General features: G+C 37.5%; 17 protein-coding genes. 5 read left to right on the top strand and 12 right to left on the bottom strand.

Features of this window, described 5'->3' with window-relative positions:
- Positions 1-124: 124 nt before the first annotated feature.
- On the bottom strand, positions 125-1024 hold the full coding sequence (locus V7108_RS25260) for a Ku protein (RefSeq protein WP_335514872.1): 900 nt from the start codon (positions 1022-1024) through the stop codon (positions 125-127).
- Positions 1025-1132: 108 nt separating this feature from the next.
- Between V7108_RS25260 and V7108_RS25255 the strand changes: the two genes are divergently transcribed.
- Entirely contained in the window at positions 1133-2965 is a 1833-nt protein-coding gene (locus V7108_RS25255) for a DNA ligase D (RefSeq protein WP_335514875.1), read from the top strand.
- 111 nt (positions 2966-3076) lie between these two features.
- On the opposite strand, the gene dapF is transcribed toward V7108_RS25255, so the two are convergent.
- The 6 genes from dapF to V7108_RS25225 form a co-directional block, all read right to left on the bottom strand.
- A complete protein-coding gene (dapF, locus tag V7108_RS25250; RefSeq protein WP_335514881.1) occupies positions 3077-4057 on the bottom strand; it encodes a diaminopimelate epimerase in 981 nt (326 codons plus the stop codon).
- A gap of 75 nt (positions 4058-4132) precedes the next feature.
- Complete coding sequence (locus tag V7108_RS25245; protein WP_335514884.1) at positions 4133-4918, bottom strand: hypothetical protein; 786 nt, start codon at positions 4916-4918, stop codon at positions 4133-4135.
- Positions 4919-5051: 133 nt separating this feature from the next.
- The gene (locus V7108_RS25240; RefSeq protein ID WP_335569744.1) at positions 5052-5831 is read right to left on the bottom strand and encodes an ABC transporter permease; all 780 of its coding nucleotides are present in this window, start codon (positions 5829-5831) and stop codon (positions 5052-5054) included.
- Positions 5828-6736: an ABC transporter ATP-binding protein gene (locus V7108_RS25235; protein ID WP_335514889.1), complete on the bottom strand. Its 909-nt coding sequence runs from the start codon at positions 6734-6736 to the stop codon at positions 5828-5830. The genes V7108_RS25240 and V7108_RS25235 overlap by 4 nt, the downstream gene beginning before the upstream one ends.
- Positions 6736-6936 carry a PLD nuclease N-terminal domain-containing protein gene (locus V7108_RS25230; protein ID WP_335514892.1) on the bottom strand — a complete coding sequence of 67 codons (201 nt, stop codon included), beginning with the start codon at positions 6934-6936 and terminating at the stop codon, positions 6736-6738. The genes V7108_RS25235 and V7108_RS25230 overlap by 1 nt, the downstream gene beginning before the upstream one ends.
- Positions 6937-7043: 107 nt before the next feature.
- The gene (locus V7108_RS25225) at positions 7044-7367 is read right to left on the bottom strand and encodes a DUF4870 domain-containing protein (RefSeq protein WP_335569743.1); all 324 of its coding nucleotides are present in this window, start codon (positions 7365-7367) and stop codon (positions 7044-7046) included.
- 170 nt (positions 7368-7537) lie between these two features.
- Here V7108_RS25225 and V7108_RS25220 point away from each other — a divergent pair, with 170 nt between their 5' ends.
- Both V7108_RS25220 and V7108_RS25215 read left to right on the top strand, forming a co-directional pair.
- Complete coding sequence (locus tag V7108_RS25220; RefSeq protein WP_335515436.1) at positions 7538-8665, top strand: amidohydrolase; 1128 nt, start codon at positions 7538-7540, stop codon at positions 8663-8665.
- A 307-nt stretch (positions 8666-8972) separates the two neighbouring features.
- On the top strand, positions 8973-9533 hold the full coding sequence (locus V7108_RS25215; RefSeq protein WP_335515433.1) for a GNAT family N-acetyltransferase: 561 nt from the start codon (positions 8973-8975) through the stop codon (positions 9531-9533).
- 49 nt (positions 9534-9582) lie between these two features.
- Here V7108_RS25215 and V7108_RS25210 read toward each other — a convergent pair whose 3' ends face one another.
- Both V7108_RS25210 and V7108_RS25205 read right to left on the bottom strand, forming a co-directional pair.
- Positions 9583-9741, bottom strand: coding sequence for a hypothetical protein (locus V7108_RS25210; RefSeq protein WP_335515430.1), 159 nt, complete (start codon positions 9739-9741; stop codon positions 9583-9585).
- Between the two features lie 101 nt (positions 9742-9842).
- Entirely contained in the window at positions 9843-10643 is an 801-nt protein-coding gene (locus V7108_RS25205) for an SDR family oxidoreductase (protein ID WP_335569742.1), read from the bottom strand.
- Between the two features lie 160 nt (positions 10644-10803).
- On the opposite strand from V7108_RS25205, the gene V7108_RS25200 reads away from it, so the two are divergent.
- Positions 10804-11268, top strand: coding sequence for an Hsp20/alpha crystallin family protein (locus tag V7108_RS25200; protein ID WP_335515424.1), 465 nt, complete (start codon positions 10804-10806; stop codon positions 11266-11268).
- A 33-nt stretch (positions 11269-11301) separates the two neighbouring features.
- Here V7108_RS25200 and V7108_RS25195 read toward each other — a convergent pair whose 3' ends face one another.
- Entirely contained in the window at positions 11302-11769 is a 468-nt protein-coding gene (locus tag V7108_RS25195; RefSeq protein WP_335515421.1) for a FixH family protein, read from the bottom strand.
- Between the two features lie 87 nt (positions 11770-11856).
- Between V7108_RS25195 and V7108_RS25190 the strand changes: the two genes are divergently transcribed.
- On the top strand, positions 11857-12099 hold the full coding sequence (locus V7108_RS25190; protein ID WP_335515418.1) for a DNA alkylation repair protein: 243 nt from the start codon (positions 11857-11859) through the stop codon (positions 12097-12099).
- 37 nt (positions 12100-12136) lie between these two features.
- Here V7108_RS25190 and V7108_RS25185 read toward each other — a convergent pair whose 3' ends face one another.
- Together V7108_RS25185 and V7108_RS25180 are read right to left on the bottom strand one after the other, a co-directional pair.
- The gene (locus tag V7108_RS25185) at positions 12137-12955 is read right to left on the bottom strand and encodes a hypothetical protein (RefSeq protein ID WP_335515416.1); all 819 of its coding nucleotides are present in this window, start codon (positions 12953-12955) and stop codon (positions 12137-12139) included.
- Positions 12956-13030: 75 nt separating this feature from the next.
- Positions 13031-13960: a CobW family GTP-binding protein gene (locus tag V7108_RS25180; RefSeq protein WP_335515413.1), complete on the bottom strand. Its 930-nt coding sequence runs from the start codon at positions 13958-13960 to the stop codon at positions 13031-13033.
- Between the last annotated feature and the right edge of the window lie 63 nt (positions 13961-14023).

Below are 14023 nucleotides of genomic sequence, written 5' to 3'. Positions count from 1 at the left end.
TCCCCCGTACCTTTACAAATTTTGTATTCTCCCATAATTTTATGCTAAGGATTAGTTTGTAAGTACTATCGATGCTTAATACTCAAATAAACCGACTCGATTAAATCGAATCGGTTGTTGTTAGTTATGCTTCTTTTTTCACTCTTGGTGCAGCTTTTTTTCTTGGTGCTGAAGGTTTTTTTGCTGTTGTTGTTTTTAATGCAGGTTCTTTCCTTAAAGCAGTTCCTTTTTTTACCGTTGTTTCCATACTTGGCTTTGTACGGTCAATAGATGCCTGGAGGGCGGCCATTAAATCAGTAACATTCGATGGTGTCTCTCTTGCAATAGGTGTAACAGTTTCTTGGCCTTGTCGTTTGGATTCAATTAACTCTAATAATGCAGTTCGATATTCATCAGTATATTTTTCAGGTTCAAATTCAGATGTTAACTGATCAATCAGCATAATAGCCGTAGATAATTCTTTCTCAGTTACCTTATCATCCGCTGGGACATTGGGTACATCCCCAGCACGGCGAACCTCGTCAGGGAAATGAATGGTTTCCATCACCAATGTATTTTCATAAACACGAATAACGGCCATTTGCTCTTTTGATCGTATAATAATTTTTGCAATCCCAACCTTCTGAGACTCCTGTAATGCCTTTCTCAGCAGGGAATATGCTTTACCTCCGCCTTCATTTGGCGACATATAATAACTGCGGTCAAAATATATGGGATCGATTTCCTCTATTTTGACGAAATCAATGATTTCTACTGCCTTCTCTTCGTTTTCTTTCCTTAACTTTTCCAAATCTTCATGATCGAGGACAACAAATTTTCCTTTTGTATATTCATACGCCTTGACAATGTCCTCTGGTTTAACTTCCTGTTCACATGCTGTGCATATTTTTTCGTATTTAATCGGTGCATGACATTTATTATGCAAGGTCCGTAGTTTTATGTCTTTGTCTTCTGTAGCAGTATGAAGCTTTATCGGGATATTTACCAATCCAAAACTAATACTGCCTTTCCACATCGTATGCATTTGGGTATTCTCCAATCTTTTTGTTATTATTTTTGCTTTCTTTTTCAATTACATTCCTAAAAACATTTGGTAAAGGACAATATAAAGAAAAAGAAAGGAAACAAAAAAATGAAGCCGATGCTGCCAACGCTAACGTTTGATCTGACACCGAATCCTGATTGGCTGTACGAGGTTAAATACGATGGTTTTCGAGCAATTTTAAATTGGGATCACAACGGGATTACGTTAACCAGTAGAAATGATAAGCCTTTGCTGCCACAGTTCCCTGAAATAGCTGAATTTCTAAGTTCTTTTGAGGAACAATTTCAACCCTTTCTTCCTCTCCAACTTGATGGCGAATTAGTTTGGCTGGAGAATCCCTATAAAGCGAACTTTTCAAGTATTCAGGTACGCGGCAGACTTAAGGCCGCAAAGAAAATTACCGAACAAGCAGTAAAATCTCCTTGCAGACTAATGGTCTTTGATCTCCTGGTTTTGGAGGGGAAATCCCTGCTTTCTAAATCCTTTGAAAAACGAAAAGAAATGTTGCTTAAACTATTTACCGATATTGGGCTACCCATTGAAGCAGACCCTTATAATAATTATCTGCTTCAACCAGTAAAGGCTTATCAAAATTTTTCGGAAATATGGGAAAATGTTGTTTTACATGATGGTGAGGGTATTATCGCTAAGCATAAAAGCAGCCTTTGGGAGGAAGGAAAGCGATCGTTACAGTGGTTAAAATATAAAAACTGGAAATATGTCAGCTGTTTTATTACTGCGTACGAAAAATCAAATGGATACTTTTATGTAGGTGTGTATAGAGAAGGGAAAATATATGGGATTGGACAAGTGCTGTTTGGCTTTAAACCGGATGAAAAGCAGGCACTTCAAAGTACCATTCAGCAAAATATGGTGAGTGAAGACAATCAATTCATTTATGTTGAGCCTGCTATTTGTATTGAAGTAAAATATTTAGAGCTATATGATAATCAGCTGCGGGAACCTCATTTTCACCGTTTCCGCTTTGATAGTAAACCGGATGAATGTACATATGATCAATTCATTTTTAAGCAAAAAAACTTACCTGAGGACTTGGATATTACCCATCCCGATAAGCCGCTTTGGAAAAACCGTGATATCCAAAAAGCTGATTTTATTCTGTACTTAAGGGAAATCTCTCCCTATATGCTGCCATTTTTAGAAAACCGTATCTTAACCGTGATTCGATATCCGCATGGGATGTTTGGCGAACCTTTTTATCAAAAAAACTGCCCAGATTATGCACCTGATTTTGTGAATACTTTCCAATCCGAAGGAATTGATTATATTGTTTGTAACAATTTAAAAACCTTGATATGGCTCGGCAATCAGCTGGCCATTGAATACCATATACCATTTCAAACCATTCAGAGTAAGGGTGCAAGTGAAATTGTCTTTGATTTAGACCCCCCCTCTAAAGACGCGTTTCAAATGGCGGTAAAAGCAGCATTGTTAATCAAAGAGGTTCTTGACCAATTAAATCTGATTGGATTTATCAAGACATCCGGTAATAAGGGATTGCAAATTTATCTGCCTTTGCCTGAAGACACATTTTCATTTGATGATACACGTTTATTTACCAGCTTTATTGCTGATTATTTAATTTCGAAGGATCCTGATTCATTTACCATTGAGCGAATGAAGAAAAACCGTGGAAATAGACTATATGTTGACTATGTCCAGCATAGTGAAGGAAAAACAATTGTCGCACCGTATTCAATGAGGGGAAATGACCATGCCGGGGTTGCCACCCCACTCTATTGGGAAGAAGTGGATGAGAAACTAAATCCGATAGATTTTACTATGGAAAATGCCCTAAACCGGATTCGGAAACAAGGGGATCCTTTTAAAAATTACTTTCAAACCAAATCGATTCAAAACTTTGTACCAGTCTTGGACGTGTTAAAGGCGAATAAATAATTATTCGCCTTAGTAACTTGGATATAATTTCGAAAACTTTTTCTATAGTGATGGGATCCTTATTCCGTGCCAATTACGGTCACTATACACTTGTAGAGTGACTGTAAACATTTACAATCCGGCTTTCCTTAGAAAAGCTTGGGCCTCTGCCTGTAATTTTTCGTAGGTCTCTTGTTCAGACATGTCTTCTTTTAAACTCACTGTGAAATGTCCACTCTTAAGGTCAACGTCAACCTGTGCTTGGTACAAGTAAGTAGCGTTTCCAATCAAGTCGATGGAGTAATTTTCTTCGCTTTCATGAACCACACATTGAACCTTACCGCCGTTATTATAAACATTGATGATGTCATCCACGTCATTTAATCCTTGGAGACATGTTACTAAGGAAGATGCCGACATCGCCGTTCCACAAGCATTTGTGAAGCCTACACCGCGTTCAAATGTATTGACATAAATGCTGCCAGGATTCAAAGCTTTCACAAAGCTGACGTTTACACCGTCCGGCAGTAAGTCATTCGGATTATTTACTTTTTCACTAATCTGTTTTTGGATATCAGACTTCAAATGTTCTGCTTCCACAATTGAAATTAAATGTGGATTCGGTACCGCTAGAGCAGAGAATTTTAATTCCTGTGAAAGCTCTGGAATTTTTTCATTTAATAAGTTCGGTTGATTTAGATTCAATGGCAAGTCTTCCAAATGAAACGATACAGGTGAAATTTCCACTTGATAAGTTGTCACGGTAGGAAAAATATCGTCTTGTTTGCTTACCTTTAAATCAGCCTTCATGGTTTCGATAATAGCTTCCTGGATTCCTCGCATTTCACAAACATATCTTGCCACTAGGCGAAGACCGTTGCCGCACATTGATGCCTCAGAACCATCTGCATTAAATATCCTCATTCTCCCAACAGCTTGATCACTTTCCATAATGAATAGAATACCATCTGCACCTAAGTCTGAATTTCGATCACATAACAGTCGAGCAAGCTCTGCCCTTTCACTTTCTGAAAAAGAATAAGCATTGGTTATTTCATCTATTAAGAGAAAATCATTTCCTGAACCATGACCTTTTATTAAATCAATTCGCATCTACGAATACCCCCGGAATAAATAAAAATATATTTTATTTATTCTATCAAATAATAAATGAGAATGACACTTTGGTTACCTCTCGATAAAATATTCATTGATCAAAAAAGACATCCTCAATAGCTTGTCCTTTTCCGATAAGCTTTTGGAAAGCGAAAGGACTGGTGTATTTGGCTCCGGAAATCTCCCGCTCCATTCTATGGGCATCCATCCCCTTCTCAGACGTGCGACCTGCTCCTGTGACTGATTCATGACACGTTCATCCATAAAGATAGTTGAACCTTCAACTGAACCAAGGTAATGGCCGGTCTCGTCAATGATTTCTTTCTTTTTTTTCAACCATGCTGCCTTATCAATTTCATAATAACCAACATATCTTTTAGTTCGATCATAGACCTCAATCTTTAAGGATTTTTGCTGTTTTATATTATAATATCCAAAAGCTTGACCATGGCTATCATAGAATGCATAAACTCTAGGTCTTTTTAATAAATGAAATCCCTTACTTCGATATTTCTTTATCATTCCTGCTTGGTGTCCATCCGGAAAGAAGAGGTGTAGGCTCGGATCCTGGTGGTTCATGAAAACAACTAGGAGGTGTCTAGCATCAAATATATTTTGATGATAACTATGAGTTTTCGACATATTGTACCCGATTGAAATAGATTGTTTCATTCTAAAAAGATAGAGTTGAAAACTAATAAAGCTGTAAACAACAAAAGGTATCGTCAAGAACATGATTTGTTTGTTCTGAAAATAATATAAATTCCCTACAGCTATTAGCATGGCGGGAACGAGTGCGACAATGCTTCCATTCAGATTAATATTGGCTGTACCACGGTAAAATTCATTTATTTTCATTTTGAAAACTCCTTATCTGCTCCTCTTGTTTTAATTCTATTAAACGAGGTCTAAAAAAATGATAGGAGTTTTTTCTAGTAAAAAAAAGAAGCCATTCTCATGACTTCTTCACTTTTCTATATTCAAAAGCACATCAAGAGGCGAGCTCTTTTTTCTTAAAAATTAAGACACTTAACCATAAGAGAATAGCTATTATCAAAATTCCCACTAAACTTGCTGGAAGTGTATCATCTGGAAGTTCTCCCGCTGTCAATAAAGCGCTGGCGTAACCAGTTAACTGCGATGGACTCCATTCCAACAAATGAACAAGTGCACCGCTAATGATACTGACCACGAGGGCAAGTGCCAGCGATATAAAGCCCGCCATCCCTGGTGCCATAAGCGACGCGCTAAAGAAAACCGTAACCGTTAACACAACGGACAGCCATATAGCGTACAAAAGATAGGATTGGAAAAACTCACCGAAAGGGATCCAATCGAATAATTGACCAGTATAATACCAAGTTGCTAGATAACCGATAAATAATGATATCCATACTAATAAAATGCCCCCTGCCCATTTTGCTGTTATATAAGAAAGATAGGAGACAGGTTTCACTAGAATCATCGCGGCAACTCCACTTTTCCTTTCTCCAGCGATGACTCCCATAGTGCTTAGGACAATAATTAGAACGCCAATTGTCGAGTATTGGCTTAACCCTGAGGCTAACACTGCACCGGCGCTTGGGGTCGGAATATCAAAGACTGCTCCTTCCGGAAGTCCGCCTAAGGCATTAAGAAGGGGCTCCATATAATAATTTGTTAATGGCTCTGATACCCCCAATAGAATGAAGGTGATAGGAACCCAAATCCATTTAAAATTCCTCCACATTTCAAGCATCTCTTTTTGAAAAAGCGTTGACCATTGCCTCATTTCCCCACCACCTTCATAAATACATCTTCTAGGGTCATACTGCTAATTTCAAACTTATCGAGGTTCCAATCCTTATCGGAAACTAACTTCAAAAATTCTCTTCTTGCACCCTCAACATCCTTAACAAACACACTAATTTTATTTCCGTCTGCTAATACAGATTGTGTTAAGTAATGATTTTTAAGTACGTTCTCCATCTCCTCTGATTTCTTACTAAAAACCAAGTCTATCTTTGCTTGTTGGTGCCGTTCACGCAAGTCTGCCATGGTTCCGGATTCAACTATTTGGCCATTATGTAAAAATAATATTTCATCACACACTTCTTCTGCATCATTGAGAATATGAGTGGAAAAAAGAATGGTGGTCTCCTTTTTCAGTCCCTCTAGAAGTTCGAGTACCTCCCTTCTGCCAAATGGGTCTAATGCAGAGACCGGTTCATCAAGCATAACGAGCTGCGGACGGTGAATAATTGCCTGTGCAATTCCGAGTCTTTGTTTCATACCTCCTGAGTATTTACCAACTCTGCGATTTTTAGCATCGCTAATACCCACAAGCTCCAGTAGCTCTAAAGATCGTTCCTTTGCCTCCTTTCTAGATAAACCAGCAAGATGTCCAACATATTGGAGAAATTCATAACCAGACATCCAGTCATAAAAAACAGGAAATTGCGGAAGATAGCCAATTAAATGGCGAATATCTCCGTCTTTTTTAGCCTCATTAAACACGATCGATCCTTTAGTGGGTTTCATTAAACCTGAAAGCATGTGCAGTGTTGTCGTCTTTCCCGCACCATTTGGCCCTAAAAGGGCAATACATTTGCCCTTTTCCAGTTTAAAGTCTAACCCCTTTATCACTTCTGTACCTTGAAAACTCTTTTTTAATCCTTGAATTTGGATGAGAGACATTAATTATTTCTCCTTCCGATTACAAAATAAAGGATGGGTCCAACAATATTTACAAAAATAATGATAAATACCCAAAGCAGCTTCGGACCATTGGTCTTTTCAATTCGGGATAAATCTACGAGTGATACAATCAGTAAGATAAGTTGGATAATTAATAAAGGCGCTATCAATCCCCAGTTAATTCCTTCTAAGAATTCCATTCTAATTCCCCCTTGTTTTCACTTTATACAATGATATGACGTTTGAACGATAAAAACGTTCAAAAACCCAGCAAAAACTTTTTTGCTGGGTCAAATGGCCGAACTATTTATTTAATGACTCTAAAAACTAATGGAAATCGATATTCATTTCCTTCATATGCCTTAACTACTGCGATGATTGTAAATACTAAGGCCATAATACCCAAAATCCATAATAGGAAAATACCTACAATAAGGAAGACTAAGATACCGCTTATTACAGAATATACTGTGTAAGAAATGAAAAAGTTAAAATATTCTTTTCCATGATAATTGATAAATGATGACTCATCCTTCTTTAATAACCAAATAACAAGTGGTCCAATGATTGGAAAAAAAAGACTAACCACATAGAGAATGGCCGCAAGCATTCTTTCTTCACTTTTTATCATTTACTATTCCCCCATAGGAAAAATTTTTTCTGTCTCCCCCTAATACTTACGCCGACAAGGTTAAAAGGTTTCATCATTTTTTATAAAACATTTATTTTCCACTGTCACATCAACTATTCAATTGATAAAATAGTAAAAATACTATTTTAAGTGTGCAGAAAGGTTTAATTATCATGAAAATACTTTTAAAAAACGCCATTGTTTATCCCATCACATCAGGACCTATTCAAAACGGTGAGGTCATAATTGAAAATGGAAAAATAATAAATATAGGAAAAAATCTTGAGGTCGACACAACTGTCAAAATTATCGACTGTAACAATCAATATCTTTTACCGGGATTTATAGATGTCCATACACACCTAGGACTTTATGACGAAGGGACTGGATGGGCTGGGAATGATGCCAATGAGACAGCCGAAGCCATGACACCGCATATCAGAGCCATTGATGGTGTTTATCCACTAGACCCTGCTTTTTCTGATGCGATTAAAAGCGGAATTACAACCGCACATGTAATGCCTGGAAGTGCGAATGTAATTGGCGGAACCACTTCCGTTATTAAAACAACGGGTAAAAATGTAAAAAAAATGATTATCCAGGAAATTGCCGGCTTGAAGGTTGCGTTAGGGGAAAATCCGAAAAGAATTCACAGTCAGGGCAATAATGACTCGATTACAAGAATGGGGATTATGGGAATGCTGAGGGAAGCATTTTATAAAGCCTTTCATACAGATACTCCTGAGGATCTTAGGGTTGCTCCACTTGTAATGGCTTTAAGAAGAGAAATTCCAGTCAGAATTCACGCTCACCGAGCTGACGATATTATTACTGCCTTACGGCTTGCAGAAGAATTTAATCTTGATTTAAGAATTGAACACTGTACAGAAGGACATTTAATTGCCAGCGAATTAGCTGGTAAGAATTTAAAGGTATCCGTTGGCCCGACTTTAACTAGAAGGTCAAAAATTGAATTAAAAAATAAAACGTGGAAAACGTATCAAGAGCTCACAAATCACGGTGTCGAAGTTTCGATTACAACCGATCATCCATATACCCCTATTCAATATTTGAATATATGTGCGGGTATAGCTGTCCGCGAAGGTTTATCGGAGAAAAAAGCACTAGAAGGAATCACTATTCTACCTGCTAGGAACCTTAAACTAGAACACAAAATCGGAAGCATTGAACCAGGGAAAGAGGCTGATTTAGTGCTATGGAGCCACCATCCTTTTCATTATTTAGCAAAACCAAAATGGACAATGATTGGCGGAGAAATCGTTTTCTCAGAAGAGTAGAAATTTGTTGAAATTTGGAAATAAATAATCAAAAAAAAACGGTAAAAAACCTATTTATTTTTTGGATATTTTCTTGTATGATACTCTAAGTGAAACCGAAATTGGCCTAAAAATCTGGGGGGTAAATCACATTCATTCGCAACAGACAAAATGATATAGGGAAGGCAAATGGTGCGCCACCAGTTATACCTGGTTCTAGTGGGTTCGATTCCCACCCCGAAATTTTTTAGTTTATCTGAATAAAAAATTTCGAGGGTGGGCCGCTTCTTTAAACATGGGATCGGATTGCCCAATGGAGGGAAATTCAATGCTTAAGAAACGAGATCTTCATGACAGCCAAGTATTATTTGAATTAATGTCGCACCCAGATGTCTTCCCTTTTGTGCGTCAAAAATGTACTTCCTATGAAGAATTCATATTTATGACGAAACAAACGATTGAAGCCGAAGAGCGTGGTGAATGTATTTCACGGACGATTCTCGATGAATGGGGTGCCCCAATCGGAACAATTAACCTTTTTGATATTGAAGATAATGCGGGATTTTTAGGTACATGGCTAGGAAAGCCATATCATGGAAAAGGCTACAACAGCCCTGCTAAAGATGCATTTTTTCAAGAAGTATTCTACAATATGGGAATCGAAACAATCTTTATGAGGATTCGTAAAGTAAATATTCGTTCCATAAAAGCTGCGGAAAAACTTCCTTATGTTGTGAAGGCTAATGAAACTAGAAAATCACTTTACGAGCAGTTGAATGCAAATGGCGAAGTGTATGATTTATATGAAATACCTAAAGACCAATACTCCTTCTATCTCTTGAGAAACGGTGCTCCGCAAGAAGAACCTTCTCATCTTTTAGAAGCATAAAAGCAAGCGGCTTAAAGCCGCTTGCTTTTTTGTTTTAAAGAAAATAGTATTAATCCGTTATATCTTGTTCCATTGCTGAATTAACCTCACTTATACCCATATGGAGCAAAAATTCATCTAGTTCCTCATTTGTTAATGTTTCAAAACGACCATCATGAAAAAATACTTGAGTTTGGTTTGGATTAATTCGGTTCATATTAAAACTCATCTTCTTTGCTCCTTTCATAGATGTGTTACAACTATTATCCACAAAAGGAACATAATTCATTCTTCGAAATCAAATAGTTCGAAAAATTATAAAAGGTACGTTTATCTTCTATCCTCCGCTCGCTGAGACAGCCTTTCTTGAAGGAGTGCCTTACCAAGAACATCCGCACCCCCAGTAACAGGAATGATACTGCCGGTAATAAAGTCCGATTTTCCATCAATTAAAAACGAAATGACCCTGGAAATATCCTCTCCTGTACCCTGTCTGCCAACTGGCACATTGTCATTAAGGATGGCTTCCTCAATTCCTTTCTCTTTCCAGTGAGATATGATATCTCCAGGACAAACCATATTTGCGGTAATTCCATTTACAGCTTCTTCCATTGCAATGGTTCTCGTCAATGAGGCCAGCCCTGTTTTCGCTGCAGCAAAGGCAGAACGATAAATCCAGCCAGGTGCGGTTTCCACTCGTTCAAAACCCATTGTTATAATCCTGCCCCATTGTTTTTTTCGCATTAGAGGAATAATTGCTTTCGATAAATAAAAGACTGCATTCAGATTCCCATTGATTAAATAATTCCATTCCTCTAGCGTATAGTCGGTTAATTTTTTTCTTTCATGTACATAGGGTCCTGCATTATGAATCACCACATCAATGGAGGTAAATTCAGAAATTACTTTTTCCACAATGTGTGAACAATCAATCGCATTTGCCACATCTCCTTGTATACAAATTATTTTATTTCCAAATTTTTCTTCAAGCTCTTTCGATAAAAGAATCGCCTCGGTGCTGCTATTTCGATAGTTAATCGCCAGCTGAAAACCTTTTTCTGCAAGCTGATAAGCAGTTTTTCTCCCTAATCCAGTTGCTCCTCCAGTAATGAAAGCCGTTTTTTTCTTCAAGGGTCATTACCTCTCTATAAGGTTTTCTTTACTATATGTTAGAAATGCTTGGCTATATATGTAATTGTATTAGTTTTTTGGTTATTTATAACGTTTCGAACCATTTTTGCATAGAATGTGGTATAAATGCCCAGAGAGTTTGCTGAAAGGTGGAGAAGTTATGTTCCCGTGGAATTTATTCCCTTTTAATAAAGATATGAAGAATAAGCTGCAACATATAAATCCTGAAGAAATTGACAAATATATTAAAGACATAATGGGAAATGTAATGTCATCGCAATCAGGACTAGGCAGCATAATTCCTCAAGACTTAATGAATTCTCGCTCCCAACCTACTCAGCAGGCAAATTCATTGAATGCAACTGCCTTTGAAACACATGATACGGTATTTGTTAGAATACCAATTAAAGATGAGGCAATGCTTAAGGAACTTCGGATTTATCATACAGCGAATCAGTTGTTGATCGAACATATTCCGGAGCAAGATAATAAGCATTCTATCACCCTGCCAGCTATAGTCAAAAAGAAGGGGTCATCTGCCAAATATAAAGATGGCGTCCTTGAAATCAAATTAATAAAATCCTATGACGTCCAATATTCTCAAATCGATGTGACAGAACAATAAAAGACAGCCGACTCACCTGGCTGTCCATTTTGTTTAATGCCCTTCCATGTCCATTTCCATTGAATCCTTCGCGTCCTTTGGATCCTCTGGTTCACTTGCGGTACCCACGATGAATTCTTTTTTAGGCATGTTGTGCATGTCTCTTGCAGTTACATGAGCGATAATATAGTAAGTACCCTCTTGCTGAAATGACTTCTCTAAACGATAGATTCCGTTTTCGACGTGGCTAACATCGATTTTTTCATGTTTTTCGTCCTTGGAACGCCAAATTTCAAAGGTTACCTTATCTGCATCTTCTACATTTTCTTCCCCTTGTGTTACCTTCGCTTCAATACTAATGGGTTCATTGACTTGTCCCGTCTCAGGGCTTATCCTCAATTCTACCTCCACAAACTCAGGTAATTCGTCCCCCTTGTTGTCATTGTTCTTGCTATTATTATTGCAGGCACTGAGCACCAATAATAATAAAATAGATAAACTTACGAATATGAACTTTTTCATGTTCGACCCTCCTCACTTGCATTGTTACATACTTTCCAACATTATTGCAAAAAATAGATTTTAACACTACCTTGAAAGGAGTAACCTATGACAACCCCATATAAATGCCCAAATTGCAAAACAAATCGAAGCCGTTTTAATGTCATTCAACAAGTTTCCCAATCAGTAAAACTTGATCCACAATCAGGTGAAGTGGTTAAAGAATATGGCGAAACTGACTTAGAACCGTTTCATATGCCATATAATGGACCAGATTATCGTATTCAATGTGGTGTTTGCGGTTTGATTGAAGATGAAAGAACCTTTATTAAATTTGGAGAACAGGCATAGAAGAAAAACACCTTTTCGTTAAGGTGTTTTTTCCTTTTTAAAGGTCATTTTCTTTTAAAAACAAGTCAGAGTCAACCTTCCACGCATCCATAGTAGAAAAACGGACTAAATGGATTTTCCCCCTATAACTTTGTCGCCCTCTATTTTTAATAAACCAATCAATCTCAATGGGCACCTCTATACTTATTTCCTCGGTTAAATCTTCAGCTGGTAAAATCGGCATCCGGGTAATTCTTACATTTTCAATTTTCCCTAAGATTGGTTTCCAGTTTTTCTTTTGTAAGGATATGTTTGATGAAATATAGGCATCCTGCTGCTTTAAACCAGCAATATAGGCTTCTACTGTTTCATAGGGAGATGTTTTGCTCAGATATTCTTCCAGCCTTCCTGAAGCCTTATAAATCATGAGCATATGGGAAAGGTCCATAGAATTTGTTCGATGGGTAGTGCTTCCGTAAAAATGGATACAAAAATGTCCAGGAAAATTATTCTTTAATGCCCCTCCTCCATGCGGCATACCGTGCATCGAGGCGGCAATCCATTGGTCTTTATTAATTACGACAATGGCTCTTCGTTTCCAGCTCCACTTATCACCGTAGATTTTTTTCATAATTTTGGTATCTTTTGTCGTCAGTGGCTGTACATCAGCATGATGACTGCCCGCACGCCTTTGGACTTTGAACCTTTTCCCAGTTTCAATATCAAGTACCGTAAACTTTGAATACTTGGGCAAAACAGTATTTACTTCTTCCCATGGCATCATTACAATTTTGTAGCTAATATTGGCTGCAGCTTGAATCCTCTGTCCTATTAGGAGGAATAGAATAACCATGAATAAAACTGCTTTCTTCTTCATCTAATCCCCCTTTAACATGTAAAATAACTACATTTAAAGAGTTACCTGAAGAAGAAATGTTCATTCATTTTCTTTTTAATTTTTGAATTCCAGCTCTAGACTTTTAAGCTTTTCTTCTATCTCTGTCCAATTCATATTTTCGCCAATAAATACTAAATTTAAGGGTAAATTCATTTCTTCCTTCATGTAAAAAGGCATTCCATAAGAATATTGGAAGAGATAGGGTTTTGACGAGGAATCGAATTTAATATAACCCTTCACCCTGTAAATGGTCTCTGGTAATTCTTTTAAGAAGTCCTCAAAAGCTGAATGGCTGACTGGTTCCTGGAATTGATACACAAATGTAGTTAGATTCAGTGCTTGTTGAGTGAATTCCGAACTAGTCTGTTTTGCAAATGATAAGGTTAACTTCCTTAATTCAGCGATGGACACCTGAGAATAATTCGTTAACAAGCAACGCGCTTTAGGATTGATTCCTTGTATTTCAAAAATAATTTTTGACTGATCTGATTCTGACAGTTCATCCATTTTATTTATAAGAATAAAGTCGGCGTGTCTAACCTGCTCAAGCAGTAACTGTTGGAGCTGTGGGCTTAGTGCCTTTCTATCCCTCCATCTTAAACCATCCACGGTTGTTACAATCCCTTTGATAGTAAACTGATCAGCAAATAATGGTGAAAGGATGGCGTCAAGGACTTCAACCGGATGCGCTGCACCTGTGGTTTCAATATAAATAACCTCTGGTTTTTCCTTGAGTAATAAGCCTTGCAGCTGCGACTCAAGCTTGTCCTGAATGGTACAGCAAATACAGCCTCCCAATAATTCCTTTAAGGCAATATCCTCATCTCGAGCAACTTCAGAATCAATTGAGACCTTCCCTAGCTCATTCATCATCACCGCTGTTTTTCTGCCTAATAGCCGTTCATGCTCTAGCAATGTTTTTAAAAGGGTCGTTTTTCCACTTCCCAGAAATCCGGATAATATATAAATCTCCGTATTATTCATCCTTCTTACCCCTTTTCCATCACATATTCCTTTTATTATATAGGAAATTGGGCTATCAACTAG

It is taken from the genome of Neobacillus vireti (assembly GCF_036962345.1).
Classification (GTDB): Bacteria; Bacillota; Bacilli; order Bacillales; family Cytobacillaceae; genus Neobacillus; species Neobacillus vireti_A.
This window is presented reverse-complemented; position numbering and strand designations above follow the sequence as displayed.

Coding starts and splice junctions, on each gene's coding strand:
- V7108_RS25260 (WP_335514872.1), bottom strand. CDS start 1,024: ATGCATACGATGTGGAAAGGCAGTATTAGTTTTGGATTGGTAAATATC.
- V7108_RS25255 (WP_335514875.1), top strand. CDS start 1,133: ATGAAGCCGATGCTGCCAACGCTAACGTTTGATCTGACACCGAATCCT.
- dapF (WP_335514881.1), bottom strand. CDS start 4,057: ATGCGAATTGATTTAATAAAAGGTCATGGTTCAGGAAATGATTTTCTC.
- V7108_RS25245 (WP_335514884.1), bottom strand. CDS start 4,918: ATGAAAATAAATGAATTTTACCGTGGTACAGCCAATATTAATCTGAAT.
- V7108_RS25240 (WP_335569744.1), bottom strand. CDS start 5,831: ATGAGGCAATGGTCAACGCTTTTTCAAAAAGAGATGCTTGAAATGTGG.
- V7108_RS25235 (WP_335514889.1), bottom strand. CDS start 6,736: ATGTCTCTCATCCAAATTCAAGGATTAAAAAAGAGTTTTCAAGGTACA.
- V7108_RS25230 (WP_335514892.1), bottom strand. CDS start 6,936: ATGGAATTCTTAGAAGGAATTAACTGGGGATTGATAGCGCCTTTATTA.
- V7108_RS25225 (WP_335569743.1), bottom strand. CDS start 7,367: ATGATAAAAAGTGAAGAAAGAATGCTTGCGGCCATTCTCTATGTGGTT.
- V7108_RS25215 (WP_335515433.1), top strand. CDS start 8,973: ATGCTTAAGAAACGAGATCTTCATGACAGCCAAGTATTATTTGAATTA.
- V7108_RS25210 (WP_335515430.1), bottom strand. CDS start 9,741: ATGAGTTTTAATATGAACCGAATTAATCCAAACCAAACTCAAGTATTT.
- V7108_RS25200 (WP_335515424.1), top strand. CDS start 10,804: ATGTTCCCGTGGAATTTATTCCCTTTTAATAAAGATATGAAGAATAAG.
- V7108_RS25195 (WP_335515421.1), bottom strand. CDS start 11,769: ATGAAAAAGTTCATATTCGTAAGTTTATCTATTTTATTATTATTGGTG.
- V7108_RS25190 (WP_335515418.1), top strand. CDS start 11,857: ATGACAACCCCATATAAATGCCCAAATTGCAAAACAAATCGAAGCCGT.
- V7108_RS25185 (WP_335515416.1), bottom strand. CDS start 12,955: ATGAAGAAGAAAGCAGTTTTATTCATGGTTATTCTATTCCTCCTAATA.
- V7108_RS25180 (WP_335515413.1), bottom strand. CDS start 13,960: ATGAATAATACGGAGATTTATATATTATCCGGATTTCTGGGAAGTGGA.